This is a genomic window from Micromonospora reichwaldensis (assembly GCF_031845925.1).
Taxonomy (GTDB): domain Bacteria; phylum Actinomycetota; class Actinomycetes; order Mycobacteriales; family Micromonosporaceae; genus Micromonospora; species Micromonospora reichwaldensis.
This window is the reverse complement of record NZ_JAVRFL010000057.1, coordinates 1-19788: the sequence shown is the minus strand read 5'-3', so window position 1 is coordinate 19788 and position 19788 is coordinate 1. Positions and strand designations below refer to the sequence as shown.

At 73.4% G+C, this 19788-nt stretch carries 16 protein-coding genes and 1 pseudogene; 13 read left to right on the top strand and 4 right to left on the bottom strand.

Annotation, left to right across the window (positions count from 1 at the left end; all coding sequences use genetic code 11):
- Positions 1-102: 102 nt before the first annotated feature.
- The gene (locus tag RM555_RS29810) at positions 103-675 is read right to left on the bottom strand and encodes a TetR/AcrR family transcriptional regulator (RefSeq protein WP_151457345.1); all 573 of its coding nucleotides are present in this window, start codon (positions 673-675) and stop codon (positions 103-105) included.
- A 109-nt stretch (positions 676-784) separates the two neighbouring features.
- Here RM555_RS29810 and RM555_RS29805 point away from each other — a divergent pair, with 109 nt between their 5' ends.
- From RM555_RS29805 to RM555_RS29795, 3 genes are all read left to right on the top strand, one after another.
- The gene (locus RM555_RS29805) at positions 785-1651 is read left to right on the top strand and encodes a carbon-nitrogen hydrolase family protein (protein WP_311414831.1); all 867 of its coding nucleotides are present in this window, start codon (positions 785-787) and stop codon (positions 1649-1651) included.
- A 58-nt stretch (positions 1652-1709) separates the two neighbouring features.
- Entirely contained in the window at positions 1710-2354 is a 645-nt protein-coding gene (locus RM555_RS29800; RefSeq protein WP_311414830.1) for an HAD family hydrolase, read from the top strand.
- A 289-nt stretch (positions 2355-2643) separates the two neighbouring features.
- Positions 2644-3579: an RIO1 family regulatory kinase/ATPase domain-containing protein gene (locus RM555_RS29795; protein ID WP_311414829.1), complete on the top strand. Its 936-nt coding sequence runs from the start codon at positions 2644-2646 to the stop codon at positions 3577-3579.
- 45 nt (positions 3580-3624) lie between these two features.
- Here RM555_RS29795 and RM555_RS29790 read toward each other — a convergent pair whose 3' ends face one another.
- Positions 3625-3873 carry a DUF2630 family protein gene (locus tag RM555_RS29790; protein WP_132240301.1) on the bottom strand — a complete coding sequence of 83 codons (249 nt, stop codon included), beginning with the start codon at positions 3871-3873 and terminating at the stop codon, positions 3625-3627.
- Positions 3874-3955: 82 nt separating this feature from the next.
- On the opposite strand from RM555_RS29790, the gene RM555_RS29785 reads away from it, so the two are divergent.
- The 9 genes from RM555_RS29785 (at position 3956) to RM555_RS29745 (ending at position 15948) form a co-directional block, all read left to right on the top strand.
- Positions 3956-4870 (top strand): GNAT family N-acetyltransferase, encoded by a 915-nt coding sequence (locus tag RM555_RS29785; protein ID WP_311414828.1) that lies wholly within the window; start codon positions 3956-3958, stop codon positions 4868-4870.
- A gap of 228 nt (positions 4871-5098) precedes the next feature.
- Positions 5099-6439 carry a cytochrome P450 gene (locus RM555_RS29780; protein ID WP_311414827.1) on the top strand — a complete coding sequence of 447 codons (1341 nt, stop codon included), beginning with the start codon at positions 5099-5101 and terminating at the stop codon, positions 6437-6439.
- Positions 6440-6444: 5 nt separating this feature from the next.
- Positions 6445-7368: a terpene synthase family protein gene (locus RM555_RS29775; protein ID WP_311414839.1), complete on the top strand. Its 924-nt coding sequence runs from the start codon at positions 6445-6447 to the stop codon at positions 7366-7368.
- Positions 7365-8942, top strand: coding sequence for a prenyltransferase/squalene oxidase repeat-containing protein (locus RM555_RS29770; protein WP_311414826.1), 1578 nt, complete (start codon positions 7365-7367; stop codon positions 8940-8942). Before RM555_RS29775 ends, RM555_RS29770 begins: the two co-directional genes overlap by 4 nt.
- Positions 8943-9094: 152 nt before the next feature.
- Positions 9095-11680: a nitrate- and nitrite sensing domain-containing protein gene (locus RM555_RS29765; protein ID WP_311414825.1), complete on the top strand. Its 2586-nt coding sequence runs from the start codon at positions 9095-9097 to the stop codon at positions 11678-11680.
- A gap of 91 nt (positions 11681-11771) precedes the next feature.
- Positions 11772-12194 carry a roadblock/LC7 domain-containing protein gene (locus RM555_RS29760; RefSeq protein ID WP_091629996.1) on the top strand — a complete coding sequence of 141 codons (423 nt, stop codon included), beginning with the start codon at positions 11772-11774 and terminating at the stop codon, positions 12192-12194.
- Positions 12195-12199: 5 nt separating this feature from the next.
- Positions 12200-12586: a DUF742 domain-containing protein gene (locus RM555_RS29755; RefSeq protein ID WP_132240297.1), complete on the top strand. Its 387-nt coding sequence runs from the start codon at positions 12200-12202 to the stop codon at positions 12584-12586.
- Entirely contained in the window at positions 12567-13178 is a 612-nt protein-coding gene (locus tag RM555_RS29750) for a GTP-binding protein (protein ID WP_132240296.1), read from the top strand. Before RM555_RS29755 ends, RM555_RS29750 begins: the two co-directional genes overlap by 20 nt.
- A 619-nt stretch (positions 13179-13797) precedes the next feature.
- The gene (locus tag RM555_RS29745) at positions 13798-15948 is read left to right on the top strand and encodes a pectate lyase family protein (RefSeq protein WP_311414824.1); all 2151 of its coding nucleotides are present in this window, start codon (positions 13798-13800) and stop codon (positions 15946-15948) included.
- An 87-nt stretch (positions 15949-16035) separates the two neighbouring features.
- Here the strand turns inward: RM555_RS29745 and RM555_RS29740 are convergent, their stop codons facing one another.
- Positions 16036-18921 carry an aconitate hydratase gene (locus RM555_RS29740; protein WP_311414823.1) on the bottom strand — a complete coding sequence of 962 codons (2886 nt, stop codon included), beginning with the start codon at positions 18919-18921 and terminating at the stop codon, positions 16036-16038.
- Positions 18922-19080: 159 nt separating this feature from the next.
- On the opposite strand from RM555_RS29740, the gene RM555_RS29735 reads away from it, so the two are divergent.
- Positions 19081-19437, top strand: a complete 357-nt coding sequence (locus RM555_RS29735; RefSeq protein ID WP_132240294.1) for a VOC family protein — start codon at positions 19081-19083, stop codon at positions 19435-19437.
- A 169-nt stretch (positions 19438-19606) separates the two neighbouring features.
- On the opposite strand, the pseudogene RM555_RS29730 reads toward RM555_RS29735, so the two are convergent.
- Positions 19607-19788, bottom strand: a pseudogene (locus RM555_RS29730) (C39 family peptidase); the annotation flags it as partial.

The following is a 19788-nucleotide window of genomic DNA, read 5'->3' as shown; positions in this document are numbered from 1 at the left end:
GCGAGGGGGATCGCGACCCAATTGTGGAGCAGGCCCGCCAGGGCGGATCCACCGCGTGGACCGAGTTACCGGACCGATACGCAGTGGCGCGGGGGCGGTCGGTCAGCGGCGGCGGACGGCCTCCTCGACCAGGTCGAGCACCGGGCCGAGGTCGCCGGCGGGGCGGCCCATCGCCAGGTGCAGCACCAGGCCGTCGTAGGCGAGTTCGAGGAACTGGGCCAGCACGTCGATCGGCATGTCCTCGCGGAGCACGCCCGCCTCCCGCTGCCGGGCCAGCCGGTCGCGGGTCGCCTCGGCGATCGCCGCCGACCGTTCCGCCCACCGCCTGGCGAACGCCGGGTCGGTCCGGAGCCGCCGGGACACCTCCAGTTGGCTGCCCAGCCAGCCGGTGGTGTCGGGGGAGACCGCGCCGGCCAGGAGGTCCCGCATGACCTGGACCAGGCCGTTGCGGGCCACCGTCTCCACCATGGCCGCGGCGTCGTCCTCGGCCACCGCCAGGAAGAGCGAGTCCTTGTCGCGGAAGTGGTGGAAGATCGCGCCCCGGGACAGCCGGGTGGCCTCCTCCAGCCTGCGGACGGTGGCGCCCTCGTAGCCGTGCCGGGCGAAACAGGCCCGCGCGGCGGCGAGGATCTCCTGCCGGCGCGCGTCGAGCTGGTCCTGACTTACTCTGGGCACGGGTCGATCGTGACAGCTCGCCCCCCGCCATGCAAACCGTACGTACGGCTTGGTTTGACCGCGCACATGATCACCCAAGGCCGGCGCGCCGGTTTAGGATCGGCCAGTGATGCCACTTCCCACCGCCGTCGCGGTCCCCGCCGCACCGTTGACCGTCGCGGCCGTGCAGGCCGAGCCCGTCCCCGGCGACGTGGCCGGCAACGCGGCGAGCGCCGCCCGGCTGGTCCGCCAGGCCACGGAGCGGGGCGCCCGGGTGACCGTGCTGCCCGAACTCTTCCTGCCCGCGTACCACCTGCCGACGCTCGCGGCCGATCCGGCCGGCACCGACGTCGCGGCCGACACGGCGGCCGGGGTGGCCGATCCGCGGCTGGAACCTCTGCGCGAGGCGGCCCGCGACGGCGGCGCCGCCGTGGTGGTCGGCGCCGCCGTCCGGCACCCGGACGGCCGGCGGACGATCTCCGCCCTGCTGGTCGACCGCTCCGGCGAGGTCCGCGTCGGCTACGACAAGCAGCAGCTGTGGAGTGGCGAGCGGGAGCTGTTCGTCGCCGGTGACCGGGGTGCCACCCTGCTCGTCGACGACTGGCGGCTCGGGCTGGGCATCTGCTACGACGGCTGCTTCCCCGAGCACGGCCGGGCCGCGGCGGCCGACGGGGCGCACGGCTACCTCTGCCCGAGCGGCTACCTGGCCGGCTCCGAGCACCGCCGCGACCTTTACTACGCCGCTCGTGCGCTGGACAACACGATGTACGTGGTGTTCGCCAACCTCGTCGGCGGCACCGACCCGTGGCGGTTCAACGGCGGCGCGGCGGTCTACGACCCGGAGGGTCGGCCGCTGGCCCGGGGCGCGGACACCGGCGAGGCCGTGCTGGTCGTCGCGCTCGCCCCGGAGGCCCTCGCCGTGACCCGGGCGGCCCACTGCATGCTGCTCGACCGCCTGCCCCACCAGGGCGGCGCCCGCTCGGCGCTGCCGGCCTGACGGGCGCGGGAGGAGCCGGCACTGTCGCCGGGCGGTCGTGCTCCCGTAAGGTGCCCGAGTGCCGCTGCTCCTGCTGGACCTGGACAACACGCTGCTCGACAGGGCCGGTCCGTTCCGCGCCTGGGGGGAGCGTTTCCTGGCCGGTGTCGGCGCGCCGCCAACCGACATCGACTGGCTGCTGTCCATCGACGCCGACGGGCTGACCGACCGGTGGGACGTGGCCGACGCCGTGCGTGACCGGTACGGGCTGCGGATTCCGTCCATCGACCTGGTCGAGGAACTGCACGACGGCGTGGTGGCCAACATCCGGCTCAATCCGCTGGTCGCCTGCGCGCTGCGGATCGCCGACGAGGCCGGCTGGACGCCCGTGGTGGTCAGCAACGGCGGGGTACGCCAGCAGGAGGCGATGATCCGGCGTACCGGGCTGGACCGCTTCGTCGCCGACTGGGTCATCTCCGAGGAGGTCGGCGTCAGCAAGCCCAACCCGAGGATCTTCGCGCTGGCCGCCCGGCGGGTACGGCTGCCCCTGCGCGGGGCCTGGGTGGTCGGCGACGGCCCGGAGGCGGACATCGGTGGCGCCGCCGCCGTGGGCCTGCCCAGCGTCTGGCTGCACCGGGGGCGGAGCTGGGTCGACGACCGGTTCGCCCCCACCCGCACGGCGGACGGTCTGATCGCCGCCGTCGCGACGGTGCTCGCCGCCTGACGGGAGAGCGCCACCCGCCGCCCGGTGAGCCGGGGCGGTGGTTGGCCAAGGGGCCTCCGCAGGCCTGAGCGGGGCCGGGGTTGAGCGGGGCGCCGGGGTTGAGCGGGGCGCCGGGCCTGGGCGGGGTTGGCGTAATTCGGTTGACCGGGGTGGCGTCGGACCGTGAGCATGGTCGACGCATCGTGCAACCGGGTCCGCGCCCGATCGAGGAGAGGGGGTCGGTCATGGCCGTCTTCGCAGGTCACTACCACCTGCCCCCATCAGCCTCGAGTAAGGGATCACCACCGCAGTGCGCGATCACGACCTTCCGGCGCCCGAGCGCCGTACCCGCGGCAAGCGCCGCTTCGACGACGACGAACAGCTCTTCCTGAAGCGGGGCCGGGCCGCCGAGCCCGCCCTCGCCGACCCCGACGCCGAGCCCGACCCCGACACGGGGGAGCGCTGGTCGTCCTGGGACGACGCCGTGCACGGCCCGCAGCCCCACCCCGAATGGCTGGTCACCGAACTGGCCGCCAAGGACACCGAACTCGGGATGCTCAAGACCGGCAAGGAGGCGGACGTCCACCTCGTCCGCCGGGCGGTGCCCGGCACCGACCGGTCCTGCCTGCTGGCGGCCAAGCGCTACCGGGACCCTCAGCACCGTCTCTTCCACCGCGACGCCGGTTACCTGGAGGGCCGCCGGGTCCGCCGGTCCAGGGAGAACCGGGCGATGGCCGGCCGTACCGCCTTCGGGCGGCAGATGATCGCCGGGCAGTGGGCGGCGGCCGAGTTCGCCGCGCTGGCCCGGCTCTGGGAGGTCGGCGCCCGCCACGGCACGATCACCGTCCCCTACCCGGTGCAGCTGCGCGGCACGGAGCTGATGCTGGAGTTCCTCGGCGACCAGGAGGAGGGGCTGGCCGCGCCCCGGCTTGCCCAGCTGCGGCCGGAGGCGGGGGAGCTGCGCGAGCTGTGGGGGCAGCTCGTCGACGCCCTCGTGGTGCTCGCCCGCGCCGGCCTCGCGCACGGCGACCTGTCGCCGTACAACCTGCTGGTGCACGCGGGGCGGCTGGTGCTCATCGACCTGCCGCAGGTGGTCGACGTGGTGGCCAACCCGCAGGGGCCGGAGTTCCTGGCCCGCGACGTGCGGGTGGTCGCCACCTGGTTCGCGGCCCGGGGCCTGCCCGCGGCGGACGCCGACCCGGCCGCGCTGAGCGCGCTGCTGCTGCGGGAGGCGGGGATCCGCTGACCGCGACGTCCCGGGTGGCCAGGCACCGGCCACCCGGGACCCGGGTCACTGGAGGTAGCGCTCGACCGCCGGCTTGGGGCGCGTCCCCTGGGCGTCCGGGTCGCCGTGGGTCTCCCGGGCGGCCCGTCGCCGACGCAGCAGGTCCCAGCACTGGTCGAGGGACTCCTCCAGCTCGCGCAGCCGGGTGCGGGCGTCGTCGTCCGTGCCCGACTCGCCGGCCTGCGCATCGGCGCGCAACCGGTGCTCCTCGTCGACCAGTTCCGAGATCCGGTTCAGGATGGTCTTGTCGTCCATGCCCTGAGCCTGGCACAGGCCGCGCGGGCGCGCCCGGGTTCCACCGCCGCCCGCCACCGCCGCTGCGGTAGGTTGCCCAGCCATGGTCCCCACCGTCCGGGCCGCCGGCCCCGCCGACCTGGCGCCGGTCGCCGACCTGCTCCGCGCCGCCCGGCCCCACCTGGTGGTCACGCCGGAGCTGCTCGCCTGGCAGGCGACCGGCAAGCCGGCCGAGCGCTTCGGAATGCTCGTCGCCGAGGCGGGCGACGGGATCGCCGGCGTCGCCCGGACGGGACTGCTGTACGAGAGCGCCGAGCCGGGGCTCGGCTTCGTCAACCTGGTCGTGCACCCCGAGCGGCGGGGGCGGGGCGTCGGGTCGGCGCTGCTCGCCGCCGCCGAGAAGCGACTCGCGGGGCTGGGGGTGCGCCGGGCGTACGCGCGGGTCGTCGACGAGCCGGCGCCGCTCGCCTTCGCCGAGCGGCGCGGCTACCGGGCCGGCCGGCGCAGCGTGATCCTGGGCCTGGACCTGGCGGCGGCGCTGCCGGCCGCGCCCGACCCGCCGGCCGGGGTGCGGCTGGGTACGGCCGCGGACCTGGTCGACCCGCGTCCGCTGTACGAGGCGGACCTGGCCGCCGCAGCGGACGAGCCGGGCGACGTCGGGAGGGACGAGACCGGCTTCTCCGACTGGCGGGCCGCGTACTGGGACCGGCCGGACCTGGACCGGGCGCTGAGCACGGTGGCGACGGCCGACGGTGTGGTGGTGGCGTTCAGCCTCGCGCTGACCGACGGCCGGGACCGCTACCTGTCGGGAATGACGGGCACCCGCAGCGGGTGGCGGGGCCGGGGCCTCGCCCGGTCGGTCAAGCACGCGTCGCTGCGGGCGGCCCGGTCGGCGGGCTTCCGGTGGGCGTCCACGATCAACGACGCCGGCAACGACGCGATGCGGGCGGTCAACGCGTGGTTCGGGTACCGGCCGGTGGCCGCCGAGTGGCGCCACCTGCGCACCCTTCCGAAGTGACGCCCGACACGAAATCCTTCATGGACGAGCATTCCCATGAGCAAAATTCTCATTCGACGGCTAGCGGAGTCTCGACGGGTGATGGCATGCTTCCCGAATCGTGACGCAAGGCAGCCGTTCGCATGACGGTCCGTCACAACGGAGCGTGATCGACGGGAGGAGCCACGGGTGCGGGATGCCATTGCTGAACGGGGTGCCGACGACTCACGAGGTCGCCCGGCGCGGTCCGTGCCACTGTGGAGGATGCTGCCGGGCCTGCTGCGCGACCCGCTGGGCCAGCTCGTCGCGATGGCGGACGCCGCCCCGGGCGAGGTCCTGCGGCTCAACCTCGGGACGATCCGCCCCTACCTGGTCACCGAACCCGCCCACGTGCAGCACGTGCTGCGGGACAACGCGGCCAACTACACCCGTGGCGGCCAGAGCATGCTGTGGCGGCCGGTCCGACGGCTCACCGGCGACGGCATCATGTCCGACGGGCCGGAGTGGCAGGCCAGCCGCGGGCGGATGCAGCCGCACTTCACGGCCAAGCGCATCGACTCCCTGGTGGACTCCATGAGCCGCTCGGTCAGCGACGCGGTCGACGAGTTCGACGAGCCGGCCCGGACCGGCCGGTGGCTGGACGCCGGCGCCGAGCTGGGGCGGGTCATCTGCCGGGGATTCAGTAGCGTCTTCTTCGCCGACCGGCTCAGCCTCGCCGACCAGCTGCGGATCGCGGCCGCCCAGGACACCATCGTGACGGCGCTGCGGCTACGACTGCTCCTGCCCTTCGTGCCCGACGCCGTACCGGTGCCGGGCGACCGCGCCCTGCGCCGGGCCATCGGCGTCGTCGACGACATCATGCTGCCCCTGGTCCGGGCCGAACGGGCCCGACCGCGCGACGGCGACGACCTGCTCGCCGCCCTGGTCAACGCCCGCGAGGACGACGGCCGCCCGCTCGGGGAACAACGGGTCCGCGACGACGTGGTGTCCATGTTCGCCACCGCGACGGAAACCTCCTACGCGGTGCTGACCTGGCTGTGGCCGATCCTGGACGCCAATCCGGAGGTGGCCGGCCGGCTCTACGCCGAGCTGGACGAGGTGGTGGGCGCGGACCGGGTGATCAGCCGTGAGCAACTGCTCGCCCTCACCTACACCCGCTCCGTGGTGGACGAGCTGCTGCGCATGTACCCCGCGGGGTGGCTGGTGCCCCGCACGGCGGTCGCGGACGACGTCATCGGCGGCGCCAGGATCAAGGCCGGCAGCATCGTCGCGGTCAGCTCCTACGTCACCCAACGGCTGGCCCGGTACTGGGACCGCCCGGACACCTTCGACCCCGACCGGTTCGGCCCCGACCGGCCGCGCCGGAGCCACCGGTACGCGTACTTCCCGTTCGGCGGCGGCCCGCACCAGTGCCTTGGCATGTACCTGTTCGGCCTGGAGGCACCGCTGGTGGTGGCGACGATCCTCAGCCGGTACCGGTTCCGCCTGCGCGAGGCCGGGATGCCGCCCAAGCAGCTGGCGGCCACCCTGCGCCCGGGCCGGCCGGTGGCCGTGGCGCTGACCCCGGTCCACGAGCGGAGGCCGGCGTGACCGCGGTGACGCCCGACCGGTCGCGCGACGCCACGCCGGGCGGGCGCGACGAGCTGCGGGACGCGCAGGAGCAGGGCCGGATCTGCGGCCTGGCCGTACGCGGCCAACGCGACCTCCAGGCGTCGGCCGCGGCGCACCCCGAACTGTTTCCCGCCGACCCGTTCGACACCATGCTGTTCGCCAACATCTCGCTGGCCATCGCCTTCGGCGCCCCGTGGTGCACGGCCGGGCAACTGCGCGCCGCGAACCGGACCGTGCTGTGGGGCTTCGCCCTCGACTGGCTGATCGACCACCGGGCGCACTCCCGCGACGAGGTCGACGGCCTCGTCGCGCGCTGCCTCGCGGTGGCCGCCGGCGAGCCGCCCGCCGCCGACGACCACCTCGGCGGCTACCTGGCCGCGCTCCAGGACGAGCTGGCGACGGCCGACGCCTTCGCGGCGCACCGTCCGCTGTGGCGGGACCGGGTGGACGCGACGGTGCGGGCGATGGCCCGCGAATGGGAGTGGAAGGCAGCGTGGCGGCCCGGGGACCGGTCGTCCCTGCCGAGCCTCGACGCGTACCTGGACAACGCCGACAACCACGCCTGCACGATCGTCAACGTCGCGCACTGGCTCTACACCGGCGACGAGGCCACCCTCGCCCGGCTGGACGAGCTGGTCACGGTCAGCGACCAGGTGCAGCGCGCCCTGCGCCTCGTCAACGACCTCGGCACCTACGAGCGGGACCTGCGCTGGGGCGACCTGAACGCGCTGCTGCTGGTCGAGGACCGCGCCGAGGTGGAGCAGCGGCTCGCCACGCTGGTGGAGACCTGCCGCCGGATGCTGGACCCGCTCCGGGAGACCTGCCCGCGCGAGGCGGACTACCTGGCCCGGCAGGTCGGCTTCAGCAGCGGCTTCTACCAGCTGGCCGACTTCTGGGGCATGTCGTGACGGCGGCCCCGGTCGCCGTCCGGGACGTGGGGGGTGCCGCGCTCGCCGTCGCCGGCCGGGAACTGGTGGCGGCGATGCTGGCCGCCCCCGACGGCACGGTCTCGCCCTCGGTCTACGAGACCGGTCGGCTGGTCAGCGACGCCCCCTGGCTGCCGGGGCACGCCGAGCGGCTGCGTCACCTGCTGGCCGCCCAGCGCGCCGACGGCGGGTGGGGGGCGCCGGGCGCGTACGGCCTGGTGCCGACCCTGAGCGCGGTGGAGGCGCTGCTGAGCGCCCTGCGCACGCCGGGGCGCGCCCGCCCATGGGACGCGCACCGGCTCTCGACGGCCGTGGACCGGGGCATCGCGGTGCTGCGGGACCGGCTGCTGGTCGCCGCCGAACCCGTGCCGGACATGCCGGGCGTAGACCTGATCGTGCCCGCCCTGATCGACCGCATCGACGCGCTCCTCGACGGCGCGGCGGCCCCCGGGCGGCCGGTGCCCGCGCTGCCGATGCCGCACGGCATGACCCGGCACCGGGCCGAGGCGGTCGGGCGGCTCCTCGCCGCGGGCGGGCCCGTACCGGAGAAGCTGTGGCACGCCTTCGAGGTGCTCGACGAGCGGGCGCGGGTGGGCCTGGCGGCCCGGCCCGTGTCCGGCGCCGTCGGGGCCTCGCCCGCCGCCACCGCGGCCTGGCTGGGTGACCCCGCCCGTCCCGGCGCGGACCGGAGCGCGCTGGAGTACCTGACCGGGGCCGTGGCGCGGGGCGGCGGGCCCGTGCCGTGCACGACACCCATCGCCGTGTTCGAGCGGGCCTGGGTGCTCAGCGGACTGGCCCGGGTCGGCGCGGCGGCGGACGTCCCCGCCGAGCTGACCGGCAGCCTGGCTGTTGCGCTCGGACCGACCGGCGCGGCCACCTCGCCCGGCCTCCCGACGGACGCCGACACCACCGCCGTCACCCTCTTCGCGCTGGCCCGGCTCGGCCGCCCGGTCGCGCCCGACAGCCTCCTGGCGTACGACACGGGCACGCACTTCTGCACCTGGCAGGGCGAGGACGGCGCGTCGGTCACCACGAACGCCCACGTCCTGGAGGCGCTCGGCTGGCATGCCCGGCACCGTCCGGGCTGCCCGTACGCCGACGTGGCGCGGCGGGTGGCCCGCTGGCTGCTGGACGGTCAGCTCGCCGACGGCAGCTGGACGGACCGCTGGCACGCCTCGCCGTACTACGCGACGGCCAGCGTCGCGGCGAGCCTCGCCGAGTACGCGCCCGACACCACCGGCGGCCGGCTCGACCGGGCGGTCGACTGGGTGCGCGACACCCAGCGCGACGACGGCTCGTGGGGGCTGTGGACGGGCACGCCGGAGGAGACCGCGTACGCCCTCCAGGTGCTGCTCGGCGCGGGGCGACCGCCCCGGCCGGGCCTCGCCACCGCCGTGCGTCGTGCGCTCGCCTACCTCGACGACCACCGCGACGAGGACGGCGCCGGCGTTCCACTGTGGCATGACAAGGATCTCTACCACCCGGTGCTCATCGTGCGGGCCGCCGTGCTCGCGGCGCGGCACCTGGCGCGGCTGAGCGGCCACGCAGGACGGTGAGCCCTGCGACCCGTGCCCGCGATGACGCACCGGTCATGATCAGCACTGCTTGAGTGATCGTCGGGACACTGCTACCGTGCGCCGGGTCGGTCGAAGCGCCATGCGGAAACCGCCGATCGGACGAATCAGGCTCCCCGCCAGGGATGGTTTCAATGGGTTCCCGCAGTTCCAATCTGCGCCGAAAAGTCGTGGCTCTGCTGGCCTCACTCGTTGCGCTGTGGGCGTTCGCCGCGTGGGTGACCCTCCGGGAGGGCGTCAGTCTCCTCTGGGTGCAGGTGCTCGACGCCCAGGTCGCCCAGCCGGGTGAGCCGCTGGTCCTGGAGTTGCAGGCGGAACGACGGGCGTCCGCCGCGTACCTGGGCGGATCGGGCGCGGCCGAGCGGGAGCAGCTCGACGCGCAGTGGCGCAGGACCGAGGGCGTCGCCGACGACTTCCGCAAGTCCGTCAGCAGCTGGCGGGTGGACCTGGCGGCCGACGAGAGCCAGCGGCAGATCGACACGGTCGTCAGCGGGCTGGACCAGCTCGCCGCCGTACGCGAGTCCATCCGCGACCGCCAGGTGGACCGCGCCGCCGCCACCCAGGCGTACACCGAGCTCATCGACTCGGTGCTGCGGATGTACCGGTCGCTGGGCAACCTGGACGACGAGCGGTTCACGCGGGAGACCGCGGCGCTGATCCAGCTCGTCCGGATCCGCGAACTCATGTCGCAGGAGGACGCCCTCGTCACCGGCGCCCTGGCCGCCGGACGGATGACGCCCGAGGAGACCGCCGCCTTCGCCCGCGCCACCGGCGCCCAGCGCTACCTGGACAGCCAGGTCCGTACCGAACTGTCGAGCGGCGACCGGGCCCGTTACGAGGCACTGGTCGGCGGCGAAGCGTACACCGCGTTCCGGTCCCTGGAGGACCGCGTCGTGCAGGGACGGGCGGGCGGCGCGCCACCCGTGTCGGCGGCGGAGTGGCGCGCGGCGGCCGACGTGGTGGTCGGCGAGCAGCAGCGCTTCATCATCGAGGCCGGTGACGCGCTCGTGGAGCGGGCCGCGCCGATCGCCGTCGGCGTCGTCCTGCGGCTGGTGCTGGCCGCCGGTCTGGGACTGCTCGCCGTCGTCGCCTCGATCGTCGTGTCGATCACCACCGCGCGGGCCCTGGTGCAGCAGTTGGAGCGGCTGCGCGAGGCCGCCATCCGGCTGGCCAACGAGCGGCTGCCCAGCGTCGTCGAGCGGCTCGGCCACGGCGAGGAGGTCGACATCGCCAAGGAGGCGCCTCCGCTCGAGTTCGGCGACGACGAGATCGGCCAGGTGGGCAAGGCGTTCAACGCCGTGCAGGAGACCGCCATCCGCACCGCCGTCGAGCAGGCCGACCTGCGCCGCAACGTGCGCGAGGTCTTCCTCAGCCTGGCCCGGCGCACCCAGGCGCTGGTGCACCGCCAGCTCACCCTGCTCGACGCGATGGAGCGTCGCGAGCACGACGCCGAGGAGCTGGAGGACCTCTTCCGGGTCGACCACCTCGCCACCCGGATGCGGCGCAACGCGGAGAACCTCATCGTGCTCTCCGGCTCCACCCCGGGCCGCGCCTGGCGGCGCAACGTGCCGATGGTCGACGTCGTCCGGGGCGCGGTCGCCGAGGTCGAGGACTACACCCGGGTCAACGTGCTGCCCCTCGGCGCGGTCTCGCTCACCGGCCGCGCGGTCGGCGACGTCATCCACCTGCTCGCCGAGCTGATCGAGAACGGGCTGTCGTTCTCCCCGCCGCACACCTCGGTCGAGGTGCGCGGGCAGCAGGTGGCCAACGGCTTCGCCATCGAGATCGAGGACCGCGGCCTGGGCATGAGCGAGGAGGACCTGGCCGCCGCGAACCACCGGATCGTCGACCAGTCCGAGCTGAACCTGGCCAACGCCTCCCGCCTCGGGCTCTACGTGGTCAGCCGGCTGACCGAGCGGCACGGCGTGCGGGTGCAGCTCAAGGAGTCCGCGTACGGCGGCACCACGGCCGTCGTGCTGATCCCGGCCGAGCTGGTCACCGCCGCCGACGAGGACCCGAGCACCTCCGGCGGGTTCCCGGCCGGCCTGCCCGCCGGCGTCCCGGTGGCCGGCGCGTCGGGCCAGGCGCCGCCCGCCGCCGAGCCGCCGCTCGCCACCGCGCCGGTGGCACTGGCCGAGCCGCTCGCGCCCCGCCCCCGTCCGGCGCCGGACGCCGACGCCCCCGGGGACGCCGACGGTGGCGCCCTGCCCACCCGGTCGCGCGGCCGGAGCCTGCCGACGACGGGCCCGGCCCCCGACGCGGGGCTGCCCGTGCGCCCCCGTGGCGGCTCCGAGCAGTACGCCCTGGACGGCCCGACCTTCCCGACCGGCCTGCCGGTTGCCGCCCGGCCCGCGCCGGCGGAGGCGCCCGGCACGACGGGGACCCCCGCACCGGAGGCGGACACCGGCTCCACGGCGACCGGCGGTCCGGCGCCGACGGCCCGCCAGGTGACGGCGCGTACCGACTCGGGCCTGCCCGTCCGGGTCCGGCAGGCCAGCATCGTGCCGGAACTCCGCGACGATCCGGCCGCCGGCGGGGACGACGACGGGGACGACGACATGGCGCGCCCGCCGGAGCAGGTACGCCGGATGATGAGCTCCTACCAGACCGGCACCCGGCGGGGCCGTACCGACGCCGCCCGGCTGCTCGGTGGAGCGGGCGACAGCCGAACCGAGGCCGGCGAGGAACCCGACGCCGGCGACGACCTGCAAGCGACCTGACCGGCGCCGTCGCGGTGCGGGGGATCCCCGCACCGGGGCGGTCAGCCGAGACGAGCACGGCGACAACAGCCGGGGGAGAAGAGGACGACGAGTGGCGCAGAAGACGGCTTCGAGTGCCGACCTGACGTGGTTGCTGGATGATCTGGTCGGCCGGGTGAAGCAGGCCGACCACGCGGTCGCGCTCTCGACGGACGGCCTGTTGATGGCCGCCTCGCGAGGGCTGGGCCGGGACGACGCCGAGCACCTGGCGGCCATGGCGGCCGGCATCCAGAGCCTGGCCCGGGGCGCGGGCAAGCGCTTCGGCGGCGGGCAGGTGCAGCAGACCATCATCGAGATGCAGTCGTCGTTCCTGTTCGTCACAGCGGCCGGGCGCAACGCCTGCCTGGCCGTACTCGCCAGCGAGGACGCCGACGTCGGCCTGATCGCCTACGAGATGGCGATGCTGGTCACCCGCGTCGGCAAGTACGTGGCGTCGCCCTCGCGGACCGGCGAGCAGCAGACCGGCGAGAAGTAGCCGCGATGACGGTGCAGGGGGAGTCCTCGGAGCACCAGTGGGTCGACGACCATGCCGGCCCGGTCGTGCGCCCGTACGCGATGACGCGCGGCCGGGCCCGGCCGGTCACCGGCACGTTCGACCTGATCTCCCTGGTGACGGCGACCCGCGCGGACGTGATCCCGGAGGTCGGGCTGGGCCCGGAGCACCTGGCGATAGTCGGGCTCTGCCAGCGGATCCAGTCCGTCGCCGAGATCGCCGCCCACCTGGACCTGCCGGTGGGCACCATCCGGGTCCTGCTCGGTGACCTGGCGGCCCGCAGCCTGGTGCAGGTACGCGAACCGCACACCACAGCCGGCCTTCCCGACAACAGCGTTTTCGAGGCGGTAATCAATGGACTACGGGCACTCTGAGCGGCCGGCGGGAGCGACGCCACTGCCCACCGCGATCAAGATCCTCGTCGCGGGTGGCTTCGGCGTGGGCAAGACCACCATGGTCGGTGCGGTCAGCGAGACGCGCCCGCTGCGTACGGAGGAGGTGTTGACCGAGTCCGGCGTCGGCATCGACGACCTCTCCGGGGTGGAGAGCAAGACGACCACCACCGTGGCGATGGACTTCGGCCGCATCACCATCAGCGACGACCTGGTGCTCTATCTCTTCGGCACCCCTGGCCAGGACCGGTTCTGGTTCGTCTGGGACGAGCTGGCGCTCGGCGCGCTCGGTGCGGTGGTGCTGGCCGACACCCGGCGGCTGGCCGACTGCTTCCCCTCCATCGACTACTTCGAGGGCAGAGGGACGCCCTTCGTGGTGGCGGTCAACTGCTTCGAGGGAAGCCGGCAGTACCGGCTCGACGAGGTACAGGCGGCGCTCAACCTCGACCCTGGGGTACCGGTGCTGCTCTGCGACGCGCGGCAGCGGGAGTCCAGCAAGGAGGTGCTCATCACGCTGATGGAGCACGCCATGAAGACCCGCGAGGCCCGCCGCCGCGCCGCCGCCACCGACTGACCGGGCCGCCGCCATCGCCGTATAGCAGCCGCAGCCGCAGCCGCCGTCGCGCGGGTAGCCACCGGTGGGCTTTCCGCTGGTGCGTGGCTGCCGCGCGTCGCTGCGGCTACCCGCGTCGCTGTCGGCTGTTCGCGTCGTTGCGGCTGCCCCGTGTCTACTGCGTCGCTGTCAGCTGCTCGCGTCGTTGCGGCTGCCTGGCGTCGCTGCCCCGTGTCTGCGGCGTCGCGTTTCTCGACGCGCAGACCGGATCTTGGCGAGATACGGCCCCTCTGGGGGCACGTCCGTACCAAGATCTCCGGGCGAGCCCCTCGGGGCGCGCGCCCGTGGACCGTCAGGATCGACGGCGCGAGGTGCGTGCGACGAGGACAAGCTCGACTGATTGACTTCGATCAAACGAGCTGCCTAGCATGGTGCTCGGAAAGCGCTTTCCGCCGTCCATCACCTGGCTGATCGTCGGTGCCGGTCCGCAACCCCGACGCGAACCCGTCCCCACTCGCGTCCGGTCCCGCGCGACCCGCGCCCAGGCACCCGAACCCGCCGACCGTGCCGGCACCCGAACGGCACCCGGCCCGTCGTGCGCCGGCTCCGGCGATCCGCCGTACGAGAAAGGCGGAACCTCATGCTCGCGACCCGCAACCCGGACGGGCTGCCACGGCCCGGTCGTCGTCGACGGCTGCTCGCCGCCGCCGGCCTCGCCGCCGCACTGGTGGCACCGGCGTCACCGGCCGGCGCCGCGCTCCCGACCGCCCCGCCGGTCGCGCCCGGCCCCGCCCCGGCCGCACCCGGCCCCGCCCCGGCCGAAGCGGCATCCGGCGCCGCCCCGCAGGCAGCGGCCGGAGCCGCCTCGCGGACGGCACCCGGCCCCGCGGCGGCACCCGGCACCGCCTCGCGGACGGCACCCGGCACCGCCTCGCGGACGGCGCCCGGCGCGGCCGCAGCGGCGGACGGGTTCGCCAGCGTCCACGCCCTCGGCCAGAACGGGACCACCGGCGGCGCCGGCGGGCCGGTCGTCACGGTCACCACCACCGCGCAGTTCCTCGACCACATCGCCCGCCCGGGGCCGTACGTCGTCCAGGTCGCCGGCACCATCGCGCTGCCCGCCGGCGGCAACGACGGGATGTGGAACGTCGCCTCCGACAAGACGATCGTCGGTCTCGGCGACGACGCGACGCTCTCCGGCGGAGGGCTCAACATCGGCGTGCCCGTCGACGACGACGTGACCTCGCCCCCGGCGAACGCGGTGCACAACATCATCATCCGGAACCTGCACCTCACCGGCGCGACCGACGACCTGATCAACGTCCAGATGTTCTCGCACCACATCTGGATCGACCACAACGAGTTCTCCGACGGCGACGACGGCGCGGTCGACATCAAGCGCGGCTCGGACTTCGTCACGGTCTCCTGGAACCACTTCCACGACCACGACAAGACGCTGCTGCTCGGCCACGACGAGGACGCCGGCCCGCAGGACATCGGCCGGCTGCGGGTCACGTACCACCACAACTTCTTCGACCGCTCCGACCAGCGCAACCCGCGGGTGCGCTTCTCCGCGCTCGCGCACGTCTACAACAACCACTACAACGACAACAGCTACGGGGTGGCCTCCACCTACGACGCCGCCGTGCTGATGGAGAACAACTACTTCTACAGCGTCAACAACCCGGGCCGGGTCGACTTCAGCGGCGACCTCGGGCGCATCGTCGAGCGGGGCAACATCCTGGTCGCCTGCAACCACGCGATCGAGACCCGGGGCACGGTGCCGGACCCGCGCGGGTACTACCCGTACACCCTCGACCCGGCCGCGAGCGTGCCGACCATCGTCCCGGCGGGTGCCGGGCCCGGCAGGGCCACGGCCCTCGCCGCGCCGGCCTCCGTCGTGCCGGTGCCGGCCGCCGCGGGCCCGGACGGCTTCGCCGCCGTGGCCGCCCTCGGCCAGAACGGCACCACCGGCGGTGCCGGCGGGCCGACCGTGACCGCGACCAACGCCGCGGACTTCCTGGAACACCTCGACACGGTGGGCCCGCTGGTCATCCAGGTCACCGGGCGGATCGCGATCACCAGCAAGCAGGGGGTACGCCCCCACAAGACCATCGTCGGGGTCGGCGACGCCGAGATCACCGGCGGCGGGCTGGACTTCTACCGGTCGTACAACGTGATCGTCCGCAACATCGACTTCACCGACGCGGAGGACGACGCGATCAACGTCGGCCAGAACTCGCACCACATCTGGATCGACCACAACCGCTTCTCCGGCGCGGTGGACGGCTCGGTCGACATCGTGCGCGGCGCCGACTACGTGACGGTGTCGTGGAACCACTTCGACCACGCGGACAAGTCCATGCTGATCGGCCACTCCGACGGCTCGGCCTCCACCGACGTGGGCCGGCTGAAGGTCAGCATCCACCACAACTTCTTCGACAACAGCCGCCAGCGGCATCCCCGGGTCCGCTTCGGCGAGCCGGTGCACGTCTACAACAACTACTTCCTCGGCAACGCCCTCTACGGCGTGGCGTCGACGGAGAACGCCGGCGTGCTGGTGGAGGGGAACTACTTCCGCGACGTGCCGCACCCGCTGTGGTCGGCGAGCGGCTACGCCGACAGCGGACCCGGCCGGGCGGTGCAGCGCCACAACGTGTACGTCGGCTCGGGCGCGCCGGAGACGAACGGCACGGTGGTCGAGCCCCGCACGTACTACCCGTACACCCTGGACCCCGCCGCGGACGTGCCGGCGCTCGTGACGGCGGGCGCCGGCCCCACCCACGGCTGACCCGCCGGCACCGAAGGCACGCGTGTAAGGAAGGGCCCCTTGTTAACGCTATGCGTTAACAAGGGGCCCTTCCTTACACGCCAGACGTCAGTTGGCGATCATGCGACGCAGCACGTACTGCAGGATGCCGCCGTGCCGGTAGTAGTCCGCCTCGCCCGGGGTGTCGATCCGGACCACCGCCTCGAACTCGACGCCGGTGTCGGTGCTGACCTTGACCGTACGCGGGGTCTCGCCGTCGTTCAGCGCGGTGACCCCGGCGATGGAGAACGTCTCCGTGCCGGTGAGGCCGAGCGACTCGGCGGTCTCGCCGGCCGGGAACTGCAGCGGGAGCACGCCCATGCCGATCAGGTTCGAGCGGTGGATCCGCTCGTACGACTCGGCGATGACCGCCCTGACGCCGAGCAGCATGGTGCCCTTGGCCGCCCAGTCGCGCGACGAGCCGGAACCGTACTCCTTGCCGGCCAGCACGACCAGCGGGATGCCCGCCTCCTGGTAGGCCACCGAGGCGTCGTAGATCGAGGTCTGCTCGCCGGTCAGGTGGTTGACCGTGAAGCCGCCTTCAGGGAGCGCAGCTCCCGCATCGGAACCGGCGCCCGGGATCCGCAGTTGATTCCGCAGCCGGATGTTGGCGAAGGTGCCCCGGATCATCACCTCGTGGTTGCCCCGGCGCGAGCCGTACGAGTTGAACTCGTGCCGCGGCACGCCGTGCTCCGCGAGGTACGTCCCGGCGGGCGAGTCCGCCTTGATGGAACCGGCCGGCGAGATGTGGTCGGTGGTCACCGAGTCGCCCAGCTTGGCCAGCACCCGGGCGTCGGTGATGTCGACGACCGCCTTCGGCTCCCGCTCCATGCCCTCGAAGTACGGGGGCTTGCGGACGTAGGTGGACTCGTCCGCCCAGGCGAACGTGTCGCCGGTCGGGGTGGGCAGCGACTGCCAGCGCTCGTCACCGGCGAAGACGTCGGAGTACGCGGCACTGAAGCCCGTGGCGCCGATCGCCGAGGCGATGACGTCCTGGATCTCGGCGCTGTTGGGCCAGATGTCCCGAAGGAACACCGGGTTGCCCTGGCCGTCCTCGCCGATCGGCTCGTTGGCCAGGTCGATGTCCATCGTGCCGGCCAGCGCGTACGCGACCACCAGCGGCGGGGACGCCAGGTAGTTCATCTTGACGTCCGGGTTGATCCGGCCCTCGAAGTTGCGGTTGCCGCTGAGCACGGAGACGACGGCCAGGTCGGCCTCGTTGACCGCGGCCGAGACCTCCTCCGGCAGCGGGCCGGAGTTGCCGATGCAGGTGGTGCAGCCGTAGCCGACCAGGTGGAAGCCGAGCTTCTCCAGGTAGGGCGTGAGGCCGGCCCGCTCGTAGTAGTCCATGACGACCTTGGAACCCGGGGCCAGGGTGGTCTTCACCCACGGCTTGCGGGTCAGGCCCTTGTCGACCGCGTTGCGGGCCAGCAGGGCCGCGCCGATCATCACCTGCGGGTTGGAGGTGTTGGTGCAGGAGGTGATGGCCGCGATCACCACGGCGCCGTGGTCCAGCTCGTACTCGACGCCGTCGGTGCTGGTGACCCGGATCGGGTTGCTGGCCCGCCCGCCGGAGCCGACCGCCGCCGTCTCCAGGTCGCGCGGCGCGTCGGCCGGGTCGCTGACCCCGTTGGCCGGGGAGTCGCTGGCCGGGAAGGACTCGGCGCTCGCCTCGTCGGCGTGGCCCTGCACGCCGAACGGCTTCTCCAGCTGCGGCACGCCCGACTTGCGGCCACGGTCGCCGCCGGTCTCGTCGGCGGCCACGTAGTCGGTCAGCGCCGAGCGGAACAGCGTCTTGGCGTTGCCCAGCGGGACCCGGTCCTGCGGGCGCTTCGGGCCGGCCAGGGACGGCTCGATCGTGCCGAGGTCCAGCTCCAGGCGCTCCGAGTACTCCGGCTCGGCGTCCGGGTCGTGCCAGAGGCCCTGCTCCTTGGCGTACGCCTCGACGAGCGCGACCTGCGCGGCGTCGCGGCCGGTCAGCTCCAGGTAGCGGACGGTCTCGGCGTCGATCGGGAAGATCGCGACGGTGGAGCCGTACTCCGGGGACATGTTGCCGATGGTGGCCCGGTTGGCCAGCGGCACCGCGCCCACGCCCGGCCCGTAGAACTCGACGAACTTGCCCACCACGCCGTGCTTGCGCAGCATCTCGGTGATGGTGAGCACCAGGTCGGTGGCGGTGGTGCCGGCCGGCATCTCGCCGGAGAGCTTGAAGCCCACCACGCGCGGGATCAGCATGCTGACGGGCTGGCCGAGCATCGCGGCCTCGGCCTCGATGCCGCCGACGCCCCAGCCGAGCACGCCCAGGCCGTTGACCATCGTGGTGTGCGAGTCGGTGCCGACGACCGTGTCCGGGTACGCCTGGCCGTTGCGCTCCATGATCGTACGGGCCAGGTACTCGATGTTGACCTGGTGCACGATGCCCGTGCCCGGGGGGACGACCTTGAACTCGTTGAACGCGGTCTGGCCCCAGCGCAGGAACTGGTAGCGCTCCCTGTTGCGCTCGTACTCCAGCTCGACGTTGCGCTCGAAGGCGTCCTCGCGACCGAACAGGTCGGCGATGACGGAGTGGTCGATGACCAGCTCGGCCGGGGCGAGCGGGTTCACCTTGGTGGCGTCGCCGCCCAGGTCCCGTACCGCCTCGCGCATCGTGGCCAGGTCGACCACGCAGGGCACGCCGGTGAAGTCCTGCATGAGCACCCGCGCCGGGGTGAACTGGATCTCGACGCTCGGGTCGGCGTCGGATTCCCAGGCGCCGAGCTGCCGAATGTGGTCGGCGGTGATGTTCGCGCCGTCCTCGGTCCGGAGCAGGTTCTCCAGGAGGATCTTCAGGCTGTAGGGGAGCCGTTCATGGCCCTCCACCTTGCTGATCTTGAAAATCTCGTAGCTCGCGTCTCCGACGCGTAGCTGGGTCTTCGCACCGAAGGTGTCGAGGCTCGCCACGTCGTACTCCTTCACACCAGCGACCGTGAGTAGTCCTGAGCAGTCTGTCGCACCGGTCGGGGTGCCGCCGTGGTTAGGGGACACTTACCGCCGATCTCGTCGTCAACAAAACCGTACGTCCGTCTTGCTAACTTCGCAACCTCGTGCCATCGTTCGGGACGAGGAGGTGCCACCATGATCCATCACGTTCAGCTCGCCTGCCCACGCGGCTCCGAGGAGGCGTCGCGGGCCTTCTACGTCGGGGTGCTCGGGATGACCGAGAAGCCCAAACCGCCCGCCCTGGCGGCCCGTGGCGGCTGCTGGTTCACCGGGCACGGCGCGGAACTGCACCTGGGCGTGGAGGACGACTTCCGCCCCGCCCGCAAGGCCCACCCCGGCCTGCTGTGGCCGGACCTGGACGCGCTCGCCGCCCGGTTGGTCGCCGCCGGGTACCCGGTGAGCTGGGGCGACGACGAACTCCCCGGGCTGCGCCGCTTCCACTCCCAGGACGCGCACGGCAACCGGCTGGAGTTCCTCGCCCCGATCGACTGACCACCGGCGAGTCGCTCGCCTCGGTCGGCTGCCCTGCCGGTGGATGCTGGAGTTTGCTTGCGTTGGTCAGCTGCGCGGAAGGGCCGGCCCCTTGTGGGGCCGGCCCTTGTCGTCCGTTGGGTTTCGCCGGGTGTGTGTCGCTGTAGTGCGGTGGTGTGCCGTTGTTGGGTCAGGCGGTGTAGCCGCGGGTGGCGATCCAGTCGGCGAGGTTGTCGACGCTCATCCGGTAGGAGGCCTGGTTGGGGTTGGCGGAGTCGGCGATGGTGACGGTGTTGCCGTTGTCGCGGTAGCCGACGACGCTGATGTAGTGCCCGCCTTCGAAGGAGTGGGTGGTGCCGTCGGTGTCGGTGG

Bases quoted from the DNA above. Each gene is read 5' to 3' on its own strand.
- RM555_RS29805 (WP_311414831.1), top strand. From the start codon at position 785: ATGCCACTTCCCACCGCCGTCGCGGTCCCCGCCGCACCGTTGACCGTC.
- RM555_RS29790 (WP_132240301.1), bottom strand. From the start codon at position 3,873: ATGGACGACAAGACCATCCTGAACCGGATCTCGGAACTGGTCGACGAG.
- RM555_RS29785 (WP_311414828.1), top strand. From the start codon at position 3,956: ATGGTCCCCACCGTCCGGGCCGCCGGCCCCGCCGACCTGGCGCCGGTC.
- RM555_RS29765 (WP_311414825.1), top strand. From the start codon at position 9,095: ATGGGTTCCCGCAGTTCCAATCTGCGCCGAAAAGTCGTGGCTCTGCTG.
- RM555_RS29755 (WP_132240297.1), top strand. From the start codon at position 12,200: ATGACGGTGCAGGGGGAGTCCTCGGAGCACCAGTGGGTCGACGACCAT.
- RM555_RS29750 (WP_132240296.1), top strand. From the start codon at position 12,567: ATGGACTACGGGCACTCTGAGCGGCCGGCGGGAGCGACGCCACTGCCC.
- RM555_RS29745 (WP_311414824.1), top strand. From the start codon at position 13,798: ATGCTCGCGACCCGCAACCCGGACGGGCTGCCACGGCCCGGTCGTCGT.
- RM555_RS29735 (WP_132240294.1), top strand. From the start codon at position 19,081: ATGATCCATCACGTTCAGCTCGCCTGCCCACGCGGCTCCGAGGAGGCG.